This window comes from Microbacterium hominis NBRC 15708 (assembly GCF_001592125.1).
GTDB classification, from domain to species: domain Bacteria; phylum Actinomycetota; class Actinomycetes; order Actinomycetales; family Microbacteriaceae; genus Microbacterium; species Microbacterium hominis.
Genome location: NZ_BCWI01000007.1, coordinates 13,011 through 28,764, shown reverse-complemented (window position 1 = coordinate 28,764; position 15,754 = coordinate 13,011). Strand labels below are relative to the sequence as shown.

The following is a 15,754-nucleotide window of genomic DNA, read 5'->3' as shown; positions in this document are numbered from 1 at the left end:
TCCGACCGCGTCCGCGACGGCAGCACCAGGAAGAAAACAGGCAGAAGTGCGACGTCTCCGCATCCACCGTGGGCACCGTCCGCCGGCCGGGCCACGTCTCCGACTCCTGTCGGAGTGCTGTCGGCGCACTCGTTCCTAGATTCGTCTCAGGGCCGGCACAACCACCACGAGGTATCCACATGACAGCACGTACGACGGTCGTCCTGGTTCACGGCGCCTTCCTGGACGCGTCCAGCTGGTGGCCGATCGCGCTGCGCCTGCTCGGAGGCGGGCATCCCGTGCTCGCCCCTCCCCTGGTCGGCCGCAGCTTCGACGGCGACTGCACCTACATCCGCACCGTCGTCGAGCGCATCGACGGGGCGGTGCTGCTCGTCGGGCACGGTTACGGGGCGGCCGTCATCACCGTCGCGGGAGACGCGGCGAACGTCACCGGCTTGCTCTTCATCGCCGGCTACGCGCTCGAGCGCGGCGAGAGCATCGGCGAGATGCGCGACGCCTTCGCCCCGGACGAGGTCTCCCAGCACCTCGTCCCCGCGATGTTCCGCGACGACCACGGCGTTCCCGGCACGGAGGTGACCGTCGCCGTCGACGCGTTCCCCCGCCTGCTCGCCGAGGGTCTCCCCGCCGACGAGGCCTCGGTGCTCGCCGTCTCGCAGCGGCCGGTGTCGGTGTCGGTGTTCAGCGAGCGCGCGCGCGTCGAGGCCTGGCGCGGCAGGCCCAGTTGGGGCGTCGTCGCCACGGAGGATCGCGCGATCAACCCCGACGTGCAGCGCTTCGGGTACCGGCGCGCCCACTGCCGCGACGTCGTCGCCCTCGCCGCGCCGCACCTGGTCACACAGACCCATGCCGCCGAGATCGTGGGCTTCATCGACACCATCCTCGGGGACGTCGCCGCCGATGACTGACGCGCCGGCCGAACGGCCTCCCGCAGGGCCCCGCGTCTGGGCGTCCGGATTCACACCGCTGACGGTACGCATCTTCCGACTGGTGTGGCTGGCCTCCCTCGTCAGCAACATCGGAAGCTGGATGCAGACGGTCGGTGCGCAGTGGCTGCTCGTCGAGACGAACAGCTCCGCCCTGCTCGTGGCGCTCGTGCAGACGGCATCGGCGGCGCCGGTGCTGATCTTCGCCATTCCCTCCGGCGTCATCGGCGAGTTCCTCAACCGGCGACTCGTGCTCCTGTACTCGCAGGCCGTCCAGTTCGTCGTGGTGCTGGTGCTGGCCTTCCTGACCTGGAGCGGCCAGACCACCCCGACCATCCTGCTGGTGTGCACCTTCGTCCTCGGCACCATCTCGGCCGTCCAGCTGCCCGCCTTCCAGGCGCTCGTGCCCGACATCGTCCCGCGCGACATGCTCGTCGACGCGGCCAGCCTCTCGTCGATCGGCGTGAACATCGCGCGCGCCGTCGGCCCCGCGGTCGCCGGACTCGTCGTCGCACAGTTCGGGGTCGTCGCGGTCTTCCTCCTCAATGCGGCCTCGTTCGTGGTGTTCCTCGGCGTCCTGCTGTTCTGGAAGACCTATCGCCCGCCCGCCGCCCGTCACGAACCGTTCGTCGACGCCACCCGCGCCGGCACGCGTTACGTGCTCCACTCCCGCGTCGTGCGGCTCACCCTGCTGCGACTGGCGATCTTCCTGATCCCCGCGAACGCCCTGTGGGCACTCCTGCCGACCATCGCGAAAGACTCCCTGGGCTTCGCCGCCACCGGCTACGGCCTCCTGCTGGCCGCCCTCGGCGCCGGCTCCATCATCGGGGCGTTCGTGCTCCCGTGGGCTCGCCGCATCGCCGCGCTCAACGGCGTCGTCCTCGCGTCTTCCGCCGTGTTCGGTGCGGGGCTGGTGGTCCTGGTCGTCTCCCCGACGCTCTGGGTGACCTTCCCGGTCCTGGTCGCGACGGGGTTGGCGTGGATCGGCGTGATCGCCACCATCAACGGCACCATCCAGGCGTTCCTGCCCGTGTGGGTGCGCACCCGCGGACTCTCCTTCTATCAGCTGGTCCTCTACGGGTGCACGGCGGCGGGCGCCGCGCTCGCCGGCATCCTCGCGGCCGTATGGGGGTCGGGGGCCGTCGTCGTCGGCGCGGGGGTTCTCTGCATCCTGAGTGCGTTGTCGCTGCTCGCGTGGCCCCTGCCGACGACGACCGGAATCGGACGCGACATCGTCGAGGTCCCGGGCGTCCAGGACGAGCCGCGGGCGGACGGCCGCGACGACGCGGCCGTGCTCGTCCTGATCCGCTACGCCGTCCCCCGCGACCGGCGCACGGAGTTCCTTGCTCTCCTGTCGCAGGTCAAGCAGACCCGGTTGCGCACCGGCGGCCGCGAGTGGCGCGTCTACGCGGATGCGGACGACGCGGACATCCTCGTGGAGGCGTACACCGTCGGGTCGTGGCGGGAGCACGTGAGCCAGCACGAGGGGCGCACGACGGCGTTCGACGGCGAGCTGATCTCCCGCGCGTGGGCGATGAGCGCGGTCGCCCCCGAAGCGACGCACCTCCTCGACATCGGACGGACGCACCCGCGCCGACACCCCCGATCCACCCCCGCCTGATCAGATCCGCACCGACAGACCCACCCCACCCCGCATCCGACGAAGGAGACCCACATGTCCGACCAGCCGCTCACCGCGCACCTGTCCGAGCACCACCGCACCACGCTGTACCACCTCGAACAGCACCCCACCTCGCACAATCTCGAATGGCACGACATCCTCTCCCTCCTCGAGGAGATCGCGGATGTGACCGCCGGACACGACGGGACGTTCCGGGTCCGGCTCGGACAGTCCGAGCTCTTCCTCACCAGACCGCGTCACAAGGACGTCGACGAGCAGATGGTGTTGGACGTGCGCCGCCTGCTGCGCGAGAACGGCATCTTCACGACGAAGAAGTAGGCGCCGAACGGGGCCGCGACCTTCGGCATCCGGGCAATCTTCTGCATCTGTCTGAGGCCGCGTCCCCTCTCGACGACTGTGCTGAGAGGGCGGGCCGATGCCCGCACGACGGCCGCGAGAACGAACGGAGCTCCCCATGCACGACAACACCCCCACCCCGCACCACGAGTCGCCGGTGTTCGGCAACCCCGATCTCCCCCCGGAGGGCGAGTCCAACACCGTGGACGACCCGGCGAGCCTCACGATGACCGGGCCCCGGAACCCGGTCATCGAGAGCCAGTTCCCCGACCAGATCGATGCGCCCGGAACGGACATCTCCACGCAGGCGCTGTTCTGGTCGTCGTTCAACATCTCCCCGCGCCGGGTACAGCGCGGCGGATGGGCCCGCGAGCTGACGAAGCAGGACTTCGCGATCTCCGACGAGATCGCCGGGGTCAACATGTATCTGGAGCCCGGCGGCATCCGCGAGCTGCACTGGCACCAGACGGCCGAGTGGGCGGTCATGACCCGCGGCCGGTGCCGCGTGACGACCCTCGGCCGCTCCGGCCTTCCGAGCGTCGAGGACGTCGAGGAAGGCGACCTGTGGTTCTTCCCGGGTGGGACGCCGCACTCGCTGCAGGGGCTCGGGCCCGACGGCGCGGAGTTCGTGCTGGCGTTCGACGACGGAGAGCAGTCCGAGTCGAACACGCTCTTGCTCACGGACTGGTTCGCCCACACTCCCCCGGAGGTGCTCGCCAAGAACTTCGGCGTCGCACAGGAGGTCTTCGCCGACATCCCGCTGCACAACCTCTGGATCTTCCCCGGAGAGGAGCCCGGCGACCTCGCGACCGACCAGACGGATGCGGGCGTGGAATGGGGCGCCTCGGAACCGATCATCTTCCGCCTGTCGCGGTCGCAGCCCCTGCACAAGAACTCGGGCGGCAGCATCCAGATCGCCGACAGCACGAACTTCCCGCTCTCGCGCACCGTCGCCGCCGCGCTGGTGACCGTCGAGCCCGGGTCGATGCGCGAGCTGCACTGGCATCCGAACGCCGACGAGTGGCAGTACTACCTCCGCGGGTCGGCCCGGATGACGGTGTTCAACACCGGCCCCCACGCCAACACCACGGACTTCCGCGCGGGCGACGTCGGCGTGGTGAGGAAGAACTTCGGCCACTACGTCGAGAACACCGGGGATGACGTGCTGCAGTTCCTCGAGGTGTTCAAGGCGCCGAAGTACGAGGAGATCTCGCTGGCGAACTGGCTGAGCCACGTCCCGCCCGCGCTGGTGGCCGCGCATCTCAACATCGATGCGGCGAACCTCGCGACGTTCCCGCGGGGCACGCAGGGCATCACCCCCCTCCGCACGTAGGCCGCGCCGCGGCGGAGGTGCTCGACAGGCGTCGGAACGCATTACCCACCCGGTGCCCTAGGTTCGGGAGCATGAGCAACTCCTCGTCGAGACGCGTTCCCATCGAGGCCCAGAAAGTCGATGCGCCTCTCACCTCCAGTGCGACCTTCCTGGTCGTGACCGTCAACGACGACGCGGATGCCGCGGCCACCGTCCGCGACACCATCAGCGGAATCGACGACATCATCAAGAACGTCGGATTCCGCGACCTCGACGCCCAGCTCTCCTGCACCGTGGGCATCGGCTCGCGGGTGTGGCCCCGCCTCACGTCGCGGGCCGCTCCCCGCGGGCTCCACCCCTTCACGGCGGTCACCGGCGCGACGCACACGGCGCCGAGCACCGCGGGCGACATCCTGTTCCACATCCGCGCGAACCGGCAGGATCTGACGTTCGAGTTCGAGCGCCAGCTGATGGATGCGCTCGGGGATGCCGTGACCGTGGTGGACGAGACGACCGGCTTCCGCTACTTCGACGTCCGTGACCTGCTGGGCTTCGTCGACGGCACCGCGAATCCCGTCGGCAACGCGGTCGCCGACTCGACGCTGATCGGCGACGAGGATCCCGACAACGCGGGAGGCAGCTACGTCGTGATCCAGAAGTACCTTCACGACCTCGACACGTGGCAGGCCCTCACGACCGAGCAGCAGGAGGCGATCATCGGTCGGAAGAAGGCGGACAACGTCGAACTGGACGACGCCGACACCGGGCAGAAGTCGCACAAGACGCTGTCGACGATCGTGGTCGACGGTGTCGAGCACGACATCCTCCGCGACAACATGCCGTTCGGCAGCCCCGGCGCGTCGGAGTTCGGCACCTACTTCATCGGATACGCGCGCCACCTGTGGGTCATCGAGAAGATGCTGGAGCGGATGTTCATCGGAGACCCGCCCGGACTCCACGACCGGATCCTGGACTTCTCGACGCCGGTGATGGGCTGCACGTTCTTCGTGCCGTCGGCGGATGCCCTCAGCGGGCTCGCCGACGACCCGGCGACGCCGCCTGCGTAGCCGGGCGGCAGCCGGGGTAGCCGCGCGGTCAGTAGTCCGTGCGGGATTCCAGGTCGATGTCGACCGTGGTCGCATCCTCGGCCCAGGCGTTGAGCGCGGAGCGGAGCTGACGATGCAGCCACTGCGCACTCAGCGGCTCTGAGGCCGATTCCAGAGCCGTCAGCTGTGCGAGTCGTTCGTCCACGGTGCCGCTCAGGTCTGCCGGGCCGGAGCCGTTCGTCTCAGTCATGTCACTCCTCATATCCGTGGATGCCGCCGGAGGTGACCGCCGCGGCGAACACCGGCGCGGTCGCTGACCTCACGGTACTCGGGCAGCCCGGCTCGAGGTCGGGCGAACGTTCGACTTCTGTCGCGACTTCTCGGCGGGCACGATCCCGACGGTCTCGAACAGCATCCGCTCGAGAACGGCACCGCCCTCGGCGAGAAGCCGGCCGTCGTCGGCGCGGTCGCCGGTGCCCACGACATCCACGGTCATCTTCAGACCGTCGAAGGCGCCCACGAGCACCGTGGCGAGGGCGGCCGCGTCCACGGACTCTGCCCTGTCGTCGACGCCCTGGGCCTCGCGGATGAGGCTCGCGACGAGGTCGATCCACCGCCGCGTCACCGCCGCCGCGAGATCGCGGGTGGGCTCGGCGTCGGCGAGGCGCTGCGTGAGGCGCGAGATCACCCAGGCGTCGGGATCCTCACGGTGCAGCGAGAGCATCGCCGGAAGGAGCCGCGAGAGCCTCGGCTGCCCCGCGTCGACGTCCGCGACGGCACTTTCCACGGCGGCGATCCACCGTTCGTGCCGGTCTTCGAGCACGGCGACCGCGAGAGCCTCTTTGCTGTCGAAGTGGAAGTACACCGACCCTTTCGACATCCCGCTCGCCTCGATGATGTCGGCCATGCGCGCCCGGTCGTAGCCCAGGCGGGCGAACACCCCCGCGGCGGCGTCGACGATCACCTCTCGCGACGCCGCACCCTGCGCCGTCGGCCCGGCCGGACGCCCCACGCGGCGGGCGGCGGTTCGACCGGCTTCGGCTTCGGCGACTGGACGCGCAGGCATCTTCCCACTATAGTCCTGATTTATTAGACCGCCCGGTTTGTTTATTTAGGAGAATCGTGCGCACCATCACCGCAGGGACCACCGCCGTGATCACCGGAGCCTCCTCCGGAATCGGGCGCTCCTTCGCCCACCGCTTCGCCGCCCTCGGCACCGACCTCGTCCTCGTCGCGCGTCGCGCCGACGTGCTCGACGAGCTCGCCGCCGACCTCCGGGCACGGCATGCGGTGTCCGTGACCGTCATGGCGCACGACCTCGACCGCCCGGATGCCGCGCAGGAGCTCGTCGCCCGCCTCGAGCGCGAGCAGATCGCCGTCGACGCCCTCGTCAACAATGCCGGGCTCGGCATCCACGGTGACGTGGCGACGCAGCCGCTGAGCTCGGCGACCACGCAGATCGCGGTCAACGTCAACAGCCTCACCGCGCTGACGGCGCTGCTGCTCCCGCCGATGCTCGCGCGGGGCCGGGGCACGATCATCAACGTCGCGAGCACCGCGGGCTTCCAGCCCGTCCCCCACATGGCCGTCTACTCCGCCTCGAAGGCGTATGTGCTCACCTTCACCCGTGCCCTGTGGCGCGAGACCCGCGGCACCGGCGTGGACGTGCTGGCCCTCTGCCCCGGCGCCACCGACACCGCGTTCTTCGCGACGGCCGGCGACGCGGCCTCCGTCGGCGCCCGCCGCACACCCGAGCAGGTCGTCGAGACGGCCCTGCGCGCCCTGCGACGCGGCCGCCCCTCGGTGGTCGACGGCCGCGGCAACGCGCTCGTGTCCTGGCTCGCCCCGCGACTTCCCGAGCGGCTGTCCCTCACGCTCGCAGAACGTTCCGTCCGTCCCTGAACCGCCGGGTCCCCGGCATCCTCACCCCGATCGAAGGAGATCACCATGCACATCCACGAGTTCGCCCGCGCCGCTGCCGCCGCGGTCAACGCGCACGACCCGGCCGCCGTCGTCGCACTGTGGGCGGAGCCCGCCGCCTACCACTCCCCCCTGACCGGTGCGCAGAGCGGGCTGCACGCCCTGCAGGAACGAGAAGAGGCGCTCTTCGCCGCGTTCAGCGATCTGCGCGCCACGATCGCCCCGCTCGGACAGGAGGGCGACACCGGCGCGATGCTCGTGCGATTCGACGGAACCCACGACGGCGTCTACGGCGGGTTCGCCGCCACCGGACGCGTCATCGACCTCGAGATGATCGCGGTGGTCACCTTCGACCACGACGGCCGCGTCGTGGCGGAGCGCGTCTTCATCGACTCCGCCGCCGTCGCGGCGGAGCTGGCGGCGTGACGTGGCGTCGTCGACGACATCGCCTGCGTGCCGGCGAGAAGCGGCGGACTCATGACGATTGCGTCGATGGCGGTGGGCACTACGTGCGGTCATGAGCGGGATCGGAGAATGCACCTTCTGGCTCATCTGGGGGCTGTGGTGACGTGCGCCGCCGCCGCCGTCTCGCTCGCCGGGTATGACAGCTGGGCCGCGGACCCCGTCCGGGCGGGACGACGATCGTTCGCTTGTGCCCTCCCGTGACGATCTCCTCCATCACGCTCGAACGGATGAATGGCGAGGACGACGACAGCGCCACTCTCGTCTGGTCAGCCGCCGGATCCGCCGCCGTTCCGGAGGGGTTCGAGTTCGCGGTGGGTGCGGCACCCTCGGGCCTTCAGGTCACCATCGGGCCTCGCAGCGAACAGGAGATGGCCGCAGCGCTCGGCGATCAGTTCGCGGCCACCATCCGTGCGGCCGACTCCCACGGTGACCACGAATTCTCAGCACTCATCGACGTGTCCGACTTCGATCACTCCGAGTGGGTGAACAGCGGGGGTCCGGCCGCAGCGGCCTGCGTTCGGGACCCCTGCCCGCCGGGATACGCGTGCCTGAATCGGTGGCCTCAACCCACCGGACTCGCCGTGCTCCCGACACCGACCTGGACTCCGACGACCGCCGCAGCGCCCTGAGAAGTGAGTTGACGCGCTCGCGCTCTCAAGGCCGACGACGCGCGCCGGGGGTGCGTTCGATCACGTCGGCCTGTATGCGATTGCGTCTTGAGCCGCCCAGCCGGCTGTGCCGGTTCGGGCTCAATATGCGCGTTGGGCTTGGGACCCTGTTACCCTTAGTCGGGTAGCACCGAAGCGCGAGTCGATCGGTTGGCTCGCCACTCACGCTCAGCGCCCGCTCCCCGTCCGGCCGCCTCGGTCACTCGAATCGTGCGCCCCCTGGCCAGACTGTGCTGGCCCGGAGGCACCAGGCCTGTCACCCATTGCTCGCCAGCTGCGGTACTGACCCGAACAGCAGTCAGTCCTCCGGCAGCGGTCTCGACCTTGCTTATACGACCTTCGACGCAATCAGGCTCAGCCCATGTTGTCGCAGCGCTCCAGTGCGGTTCACAGACGTGTCGACGACGACAGTACTTGCAGCCCGCGGGGTTCGGCACCTCTAATCCACGTTGCCCGCGTGCTGTTTCGACGCGCGCGAATACATCGTCCACATCTGCCTGTGAGAACTCGATCGGCACCGGGCCGTGCACGAGACTGAACGCAACCAAAGTCGGAAGATGCCCTGTCTCATTCTTGAGCAGGGCTGCGTAGATCAGCAACTGAGTCCGCACGCGTTCGCTGTCAGTATCGTTGCCGGTCTTTAGGTCTACTACCGCACCACCGCGTGAATCGTCGGCGACCACGTCTAGTTGACCGTAGAGCATGCTGACGTCATCTCGTAGGAATACCTCGGAGCGCGCAGTGATACCGACGCTCTTGAGGACCGCTGCGAGCTCGGGGCCTCGCGAACGCAATCTCGCGCGGGTCATGACCGAGTTGGGCAGCCGTTTCGCGTCAACCATCCATCGCCCTACTTCGAGATCCCACGCCTGCTGCAGGCCATGTCCGTGCTCGTCGTCCAGCCAGGCACCGCTCTCGAACCAAGCGCTCATCGCGAGGTGTGCGAGGGTCCCAGCGTTCTGAGGTGGCGAAGGTGGGATGGGATTCGGGGTAGTGACAAACGCCGCGGACGCTGGGCACCGCAGCAATCGTCCGGCTGACGTCGCCGACAACCACTCACCTCGCTGGGTCACGTCATGGCCTGCGCCGCGTCGGCGATGAGTTTGAGCACGCGCCTAGGGTCGCGGTCGATCGTGAATGAGTCCACGAACACCACACCGTTGCAGTCTGTCGAGGTTTCGATATCCGCTGCTGCCTCGGCGAGTCGCTCGGACATCACGTCCACGTCGGAGCCTTCGAACGGATGGCGGAGCACCACCCCGTACACGCCGTACTGAGGTGTCTCGATGATAGCGGCGGAGGCTTTAGGCAAGTCGAGGACTGTTGCGCCGAACGATGCAGCCCACCGGCTCAGCGCTTTCGACTCCGCTTCGCGGTCGATGTCCAGCGTGCCGTCGCGAAGCAAGCCGAAGAGATCCTGGGCGAGGCGCCAGTCAAGAAGCGCGTGGTAGGCCATGTTCCCGTAGTCACGCAGGCACCGGTAGCACGACGAGTTGCAGGCGTGAGGGTGATCGCCCCGCTCCAGCTCCGTAAGGTACGTCGTAGTTGCGTCCAGGAACTCAGGAAGGAACTGCTCGGACCCGAGATGCGTGCTAAAGCCTGCACCATTCTCGAGCGTGTCCGCGAGGAACGCCTGAACGGTCGGCTCCCCCGTTACGGTTACACCCGAGTAGATGCCCGCGTTGAGCTCAAGCGGCAGGATGTCGAGCTTCGTTGCGGCGACAGTGCGCAGGAGGAAGGCAAGCGAGAACCAGCCAGCTCGGCGCCCGTCGGTGACGTCCGGCGCGCCGCTCGGCTGATGGATGCCGGATACGAGATTCAGCCGGATTCCGCGGTCCCAGTCCGTCGGGGTGACGGAACCGATGAAGAGGAAGTCCGTGTGTTGCACGGCTCCTAGCGCGACGTGCTCGACATCTCCCGTCGCGAAGGTGCCGGGTATCAGCCCCTGCTCGATGGCCTGCACCGACACGTATCCACCCCAGTTCGGCCCGCCGGTAGCGGCGCGGCGGAGTGGGAACAGATGCCCGCCGTTGTCGTTGACGACGTATCGCTCGGCGGGTCCAGCGAGGACCTGGGCGCGGCCCACAGCCGACTCGGCGAGCTTCGTCGGGTCCGCCATGGCCCGTGCCGCCATCGCGCGCGGAGACCACGAGAAGTTGCCGTCGAAGTCCGTGTCGAACCCGCTCCGGAATCCGAGCGGCTCGCGCAGGGGAACCTCGCTGAAGTAGGCAGGACCGGCTCCGCATCGAGGACAGGTATCCGTGCCGTCACCGGCGCGCTCATCGCCGAGGTACGAGCAGGTCCGGCAGATGAACAGCGCCGACGAGTTCCCCAGCGCGTCGGGCACCGGCTGCGGAGTCCCAGAGCCGACAGGCTTGAACTCGGTTACGCCAATGACGGGGTAGACCCTTCCGTCCCGGACGACTTCGCTGAGCGGAGCGAACGCGCTGACGGCCATGCTCAGGTCGCGGTCTATCACATCCGTCGGCGGCCACGGGTTCGACGACAACGGACGGTGGAGGTAGAGGTAACGCACAGACGTCGGGAACCCGAACATCGGCAGGAGGCCGGCCTCGGCAAGCAGCTGGCTGAGGTCGTCGTGCTTCGCCGTGGCCACCGCCCCCGCGATGTCGGACACAAGCGTGCCGAGCACGGCATCTGCCCGTTCCGCGGCCGAGGCGTGGAACGAGGTGCTTGAGCTCAAAGCGGTCGCGAGAGCGATGACGGCATCGCGGTTGTCGTTTATCCACCGCTCAAGTCGCGGCCGAATGATCGTGTCCCAGTCGCCGGTCTTGCCGAACTCACCGTGCACGTTCGACGAGAGGTCATCCCCACCTGCTGCAGACAGATAGTCCGCGGACGAGAGCCGGAGAATCTCGCTACGCAGGGAGCGGTCGAACAGCTCGGGACGATTCAGCGTGAGGTAGGGCTTGGGCGTTGGCTCGTTAGTGATTCGGTCAGGTCGCTCGAAGTAGTACTCATCATGGCTGCGCCCGCGGCAGATGGTGAGTGCGATGGCGACCGGGGAACCTCGCCGCCCTGCGCGTCCGACCCGCTGCTGATAGTTGAACCTCGTGGGCGGCATGTTGCCGAGAACGACGGCAGACAGCGAGCCAATGTCGACGCCAGCCTCCATCGTGGTCGTGACGGAGAGCAGGTCGACAGCGTCAGTCTTCTCGTTCTCGTCGCCCGCCAGGAATACACCCTGGAATCTTGCCTGACGGTTCTGCGCATCGACACGGTCGGTCTGGCCGGTGAGCTCCGCGGTGTTCAGACGGAATCTACCGTCGTCGCTCATGGCCTTCCAGGCGTAGTAGTCGGTTTCGTTGACGACCGGAGTGGATTGGGTGGGGAGCCTCCGCGCGCACTTTGTGCAGAATCCGTTTCCCGTTGTCAGGTGCTGACGACGGCACTTCTCACAGGTCCAGGCCCGTCCGTCGCTTAGTCGGATGGACACCTTTGATGGGTTAATCAGGTAATCGATGACCGCCTCGCCTGCGCGATTCAGCGCGTCCTGGCGCAGCGCATCAGGGTCTCCCGCGGTCTCGTCCGCGACCTTTGTCCAAAACTTGCGGAGGCGGGGTGTGGGCTCGCCCCGCGCCGAGCGAATCCTGCTGAAGCGGCGCTGGTCGGCGAGAATTCGCAGGGCTGCCCTCGCCTCGCCGTCGCTCACCGTGCCCGGCGCGTCGGCGGGAGCTGTGTCATCTGCGAGCGTGAGCCAGCCGAGCCCGGTGGTCTCGAAGTCACGCCCACCACCGGCGTACAGGCCCTCGAGGATTTCGCTCTCGAGGGAGGCGCTGATGTCCTCGATGAGCAACTGTCCGGTCGGGGAGAGCCCGCTGCGAGGGACGACGGGTGTGACGCTCCAGTTGAACAGTGACGACCAGGTGTCACCACCACGCTCACGCAGGCTTGCATGAGGCCCGCCGGGGTTCATGCCCAGGTCGAGCAAATCGAGCGAGACCAGCGAGGAGAGCTCACTGAGGGTGAGGCCCTTCGACAGGTCAGCGATGAGGGCTGGCGCCGCCGTCACGTCCGTACCGGGCGCCTCCTCCCAGATATCCCGCAGCGCGTTGAAACTGGCGGAGTCGCGCTCGCGTAGACGTGTGATCGCCTCCCACCTGTCAGGGGTCTTGTTCCCCTCTGCGAGGTATTCCCGGGCTCGCTCAACGTCCGACGCCGGGTCACCCGCTCGCTTGAGACGGAGGTACATCAGCTGGCGAAGAAGGTCCTGATAGTGGCGGAGGCCGAGTCCGGCGGAGAGCTTCGCAGCGTCCTGCCGGCTGTCGGTGAAGACGATGATCTTGCGTTCCCGCTCGCTCAGGTCATTTGCGAGCTCCGTCGTAAGGATCTGGTTGACCTTCTCAAAACCAGTGCGCATCGTTCGGATGGGCGACCGCTGAGTGCGCGGATCCGTCGCCTTGAGGCGTTCGGGCCCTGCGTACTGCTGCTCCCAGTCGTCGCCGCAGGCGGGGCACTGCGTCGGGAACGGACTCACCGTCGCCACGTCACGCTTGAGCCCGCCGACATTGTCTCGCGCGACCTTCGCGTGGAAGCTCCAGCCAGTGTGCCCGGTCGCGATGTTCCGCAGTTCCCCAGAGCCCGGGTTTAGGGTGCTGGGCCGAAAGGAGTACTCAACTTTCTGGCCGTCTCGCGTCCACGAGCGCGAGTCGAGCGCATCCAGGCTTCTCACGTCCCGCGGCCAGTAGACGATGTAGTTGTCAGCGGTGCGCTGCAAGCTGACCTGGTCGGGAAGCTTCGCCAGCTCGGGCACGTCAGCGAGGAGCATGGTTTTCACGCCCGATTGCTGGGGCTCGCCTTCGGGGGCGAATCCACCAAGAAACACGTCTCCGCAGTTCTGGCAGTACAGGAGCTCGAGTACGCGCGCCCCGCATTCGCATCGCGTTGCCGGCTCGGCGTGGAGTTTGCCGATAGTGCGGTCCGGAGAGGGGTCCGTCACTACGCTGCACTCACGGTCGGAGCAGGCCCATACTCCGGCAACGTTCCGGAAGAAGAGGTGCGCACGAAGCTTCGGGTCGCTCTCGTGCGGTTCCGCGGCAAGGCCTTCGAGGACACGTGCGACAGCCGCACGCGAAATCTCCTCTTTCGCATCGGGGAATATGGCGGTCGCGAGGTCGTCGAGCCGCTTCGCCGCCCCACTGCGAGCGTGCAGTGCAGTCCGGAGCGATTCGACGATGCCGGCCTCGCGGGCCACGACGGCGGCGTCGCCCGCCGACATCGCCGCGAGCCCGGCGGGATCCTCCGCAGAGACCGGGTCCTCTAGCGGGGGCACTTTGTTCGTGCCTTCGATAAAAGCGAAGGACCCGGGCTGGGCATCGAAGAACTGGTGGAGGTAATCCTGGTCACGCTGCGCGTCAAGCGAGGCGGACGCCGCCAGTACGCGGAACTGCTCGGGGTTCCTGTCAAGTCCGAGACGGCGCTTGAGGTGCCTGACTAGATACGCGACCTCGCTCCCAGCGGTGCCGCGGTAGGTGTGCAGCTCGTCGACGACGAGGGTAAAGCGGTTCGCGGGATTCTCCAGCCACCTACGAGTGGACTCGAAGAAGTGCGCATCGCGGTCACGGAGCAGCATCACATTGAGCATCGAGTAGTTGGTGATAAGAATGTCCGGCGGGGCGTCCGCCATATCCCAGCGCGAGCGCATCTCAGCGCCGTCCAGCCGTGGCACGAAGTACTGCAGACCCTCGTCACCGAGCTGTGCGGCGAGTTCGCGAGCACGGCTGCCACGCGCTTCAGTCGCGCGAAGGTACCTGGCGAGCTCCTTAACTCTCAACCCGTTCGAGCGCAATCCAGTGACGGGGGTCGCGCCGGTATACCTGCCGAAGTAGAACCGATGCCCGCTCCGGCGCTCGTTCAGCCAGGAGCGGACCTCCTCACTGTCGAGGGCTCGGCGGAGGCGGATGAGTTGATCATCTACCAGTGCGTTCATCGGGTAGAGCACAATGGCGCGGACGGCAGCCCTTCCCGCATCGGATTGGCGCTGGGAGACGAAAGTGGGGCTGTTGCTATCCCACCATTTCCCTCCGAGGCTCGATGACCCCTTCCAATCCCGAGACTCCTCGAGGAGGGAGGAGAGCAGAGGCAGCATGAAAGACTCTGTCTTTCCGGAGCCAGTGCCAGCGGTGATAACCATGCTCTTCCCAGGCGTCACTCCAGCGGTCAGGGCGGCCTCCTGATGGCCGTGGAGAGCGGGCACGCCCTTGAGCAGTCCGCGTGCGGCGAACTCGGCAAGCTCGGGTGCGGCTCCCGCAGCGCTTACGGACTCCGCAAGAGTGTGCCCGGTTCCCTCGTACTCGGGACGCAACTCGAGGAGGGGCTCACGGAAGACGCCGCCGTCACGGTCCAGAAGCAGCTGTCGTTCCGCCTGCAGGGCGGGGTCGGCCAGTCCGAACGGCGTGTTGTAGTACTTGAAGTACGCCTCGCGCAGGTGCTCGAAGGTCTTGACGGCGTCGAGATGACGCGGGGTAGGGGCATTCATGTACGGGGCGCGCCTCTCAGTCGGTGGCCAGCGTCTGGCCAAGGGACGTACTTACACGCGCCGCGACATCGCGGGGCACGTTCTCGTACATGGCGGTCGTTGCGGTCGCACCGAATCTCGGCGGGAGACCGGTGCACAGGACAAGCGCGCGGCTATGCAGGGCGGGTAGCGGAGCACCCCAGTCCACAAACAGCGTGCCGGTACCAGCGGCTTCGCGCCCGGTGTCAGCGCGCCAACGCAGAGCAGACTCGTGTCGGCGGGCGAGCTCGGCGAAGGTGCCGGTGGACAGGTCGCACGCGAACCACTCGCCGCTGCGCCGAGTGATGTGCCGAGCTCGGCCGTTGACCTGCTCGGAGTAGAGGCCGTCCGGGTGATTCGCCTGGGCCGCGCTGACGCTCTGCCAGAAACGCGGGTGCATCGAGTCGAGGCGCTTGAGCTGGGCGGCGAAGGCGGGCGGGCCTGTCAAGACATGCGGGCGAGTGGGGGGCAGCGTGCGCGCGATACGCTCCGCGGCCTGCCCGGCGAGAGTGAGGCCCGTGGCGTCAGCGGCATCGACGAGGTCAGATTCGCGTGTGTGCTGCATGTAGAAGGTGATGGGCAGCGGGACCTCCCCTTCTGGCGGCTCCCGCCGAGCCGCCGGAAGCCAGCCGCAGAAGTCCTCAAGAATACGCATCATCCGGGGGCGGCGAGCGCCTGCGATGACGGCAAGCCCGCCTGCGGAGGGGAGGCGCACGAGCGCGGGTGGAGCCACGGACCATCGGCCTCCGTCCCAGTCCACTTCGCAGTGACCGAGCGAGGAGAGGTCACGCAGCCATCGTCCGCTCGTGTGCCGGCGCGGCTCGATGTTGGTCGTCCGGGCAATCCAGTCGATTCGGGTGCGCACATCGGTGATTGTTCCTGAGCCGACCTCGCTCATCCATCGGAACAGCAGGTCGCCCACGGT

Annotated in this window: 13 protein-coding genes; 8 read left to right on the top strand and 5 right to left on the bottom strand. The window is 67.8% G+C overall.

From position 1 onward, the window contains the following. Positions 1-179 precede the first annotated feature (179 nt). The 5 genes from MHO01S_RS07465 (at position 180) to MHO01S_RS07445 (ending at position 5,280) form a co-directional block, all read left to right on the top strand. Entirely contained in the window at positions 180-905 is a 726-nt protein-coding gene (locus MHO01S_RS07465; RefSeq protein ID WP_060960094.1) for an alpha/beta hydrolase, read from the top strand. Continuing rightward, positions 898-2,544 carry an MFS transporter gene (locus tag MHO01S_RS07460; protein WP_167626516.1) on the top strand — a complete coding sequence of 549 codons (1,647 nt, stop codon included), beginning with the start codon at positions 898-900 and terminating at the stop codon, positions 2,542-2,544. The genes MHO01S_RS07465 and MHO01S_RS07460 overlap by 8 nt, the downstream gene beginning before the upstream one ends. Positions 2,545-2,598: 54 nt before the next feature. Then, positions 2,599-2,883, top strand: a complete 285-nt coding sequence (locus tag MHO01S_RS07455) for a hypothetical protein (protein WP_060960096.1) — start codon at positions 2,599-2,601, stop codon at positions 2,881-2,883. A gap of 136 nt (positions 2,884-3,019) precedes the next feature. After that, entirely contained in the window at positions 3,020-4,234 is a 1,215-nt protein-coding gene (locus tag MHO01S_RS07450) for a cupin domain-containing protein (protein ID WP_060960097.1), read from the top strand. Positions 4,235-4,305: 71 nt separating this feature from the next. Further along, the gene (locus MHO01S_RS07445; RefSeq protein ID WP_060960098.1) at positions 4,306-5,280 is read left to right on the top strand and encodes a Dyp-type peroxidase; all 975 of its coding nucleotides are present in this window, start codon (positions 4,306-4,308) and stop codon (positions 5,278-5,280) included. Positions 5,281-5,308: 28 nt separating this feature from the next. Here MHO01S_RS07445 and MHO01S_RS07440 read toward each other — a convergent pair whose 3' ends face one another. Then, a complete protein-coding gene (locus tag MHO01S_RS07440; protein WP_060960099.1) occupies positions 5,309-5,509 on the bottom strand; it encodes a hypothetical protein in 201 nt (66 codons plus the stop codon). A 69-nt stretch (positions 5,510-5,578) separates the two neighbouring features. Further along, a complete protein-coding gene (locus MHO01S_RS07435) occupies positions 5,579-6,325 on the bottom strand; it encodes a TetR family transcriptional regulator (protein WP_082734197.1) in 747 nt (248 codons plus the stop codon). A 56-nt stretch (positions 6,326-6,381) separates the two neighbouring features. Here MHO01S_RS07435 and MHO01S_RS07430 point away from each other — a divergent pair, with 56 nt between their 5' ends. The 3 genes from MHO01S_RS07430 (at position 6,382) to MHO01S_RS07420 (ending at position 8,273) form a co-directional block, all read left to right on the top strand. Next, positions 6,382-7,161, top strand: coding sequence for an SDR family NAD(P)-dependent oxidoreductase (locus MHO01S_RS07430; RefSeq protein WP_218016049.1), 780 nt, complete (start codon positions 6,382-6,384; stop codon positions 7,159-7,161). Between the two features lie 45 nt (positions 7,162-7,206). After that, a complete protein-coding gene (locus tag MHO01S_RS07425) occupies positions 7,207-7,605 on the top strand; it encodes an ester cyclase (protein ID WP_060960102.1) in 399 nt (132 codons plus the stop codon). A gap of 236 nt (positions 7,606-7,841) precedes the next feature. After that, a complete protein-coding gene (locus MHO01S_RS07420) occupies positions 7,842-8,273 on the top strand; it encodes a hypothetical protein (RefSeq protein ID WP_060960103.1) in 432 nt (143 codons plus the stop codon). Positions 8,274-8,428: 155 nt separating this feature from the next. On the opposite strand, the gene MHO01S_RS16285 is transcribed toward MHO01S_RS07420, so the two are convergent. Genes MHO01S_RS16285 through MHO01S_RS07410 form a run of 3 tightly spaced genes read right to left on the bottom strand, consistent with a single transcriptional unit; the run spans position 8,429 to position 15,751 of the window. Further along, positions 8,429-9,385: a PD-(D/E)XK nuclease family protein gene (locus MHO01S_RS16285; RefSeq protein ID WP_082734198.1), complete on the bottom strand. Its 957-nt coding sequence runs from the start codon at positions 9,383-9,385 to the stop codon at positions 8,429-8,431. Beyond that, positions 9,382-14,811: a DEAD/DEAH box helicase gene (locus MHO01S_RS07415; RefSeq protein WP_060960104.1), complete on the bottom strand. Its 5,430-nt coding sequence runs from the start codon at positions 14,809-14,811 to the stop codon at positions 9,382-9,384. The genes MHO01S_RS16285 and MHO01S_RS07415 overlap by 4 nt, the downstream gene beginning before the upstream one ends. A gap of 16 nt (positions 14,812-14,827) precedes the next feature. Continuing rightward, positions 14,828-15,751 carry a hypothetical protein gene (locus MHO01S_RS07410; protein ID WP_060960105.1) on the bottom strand — a complete coding sequence of 308 codons (924 nt, stop codon included), beginning with the start codon at positions 15,749-15,751 and terminating at the stop codon, positions 14,828-14,830. Positions 15,752-15,754 lie beyond the last annotated feature (3 nt).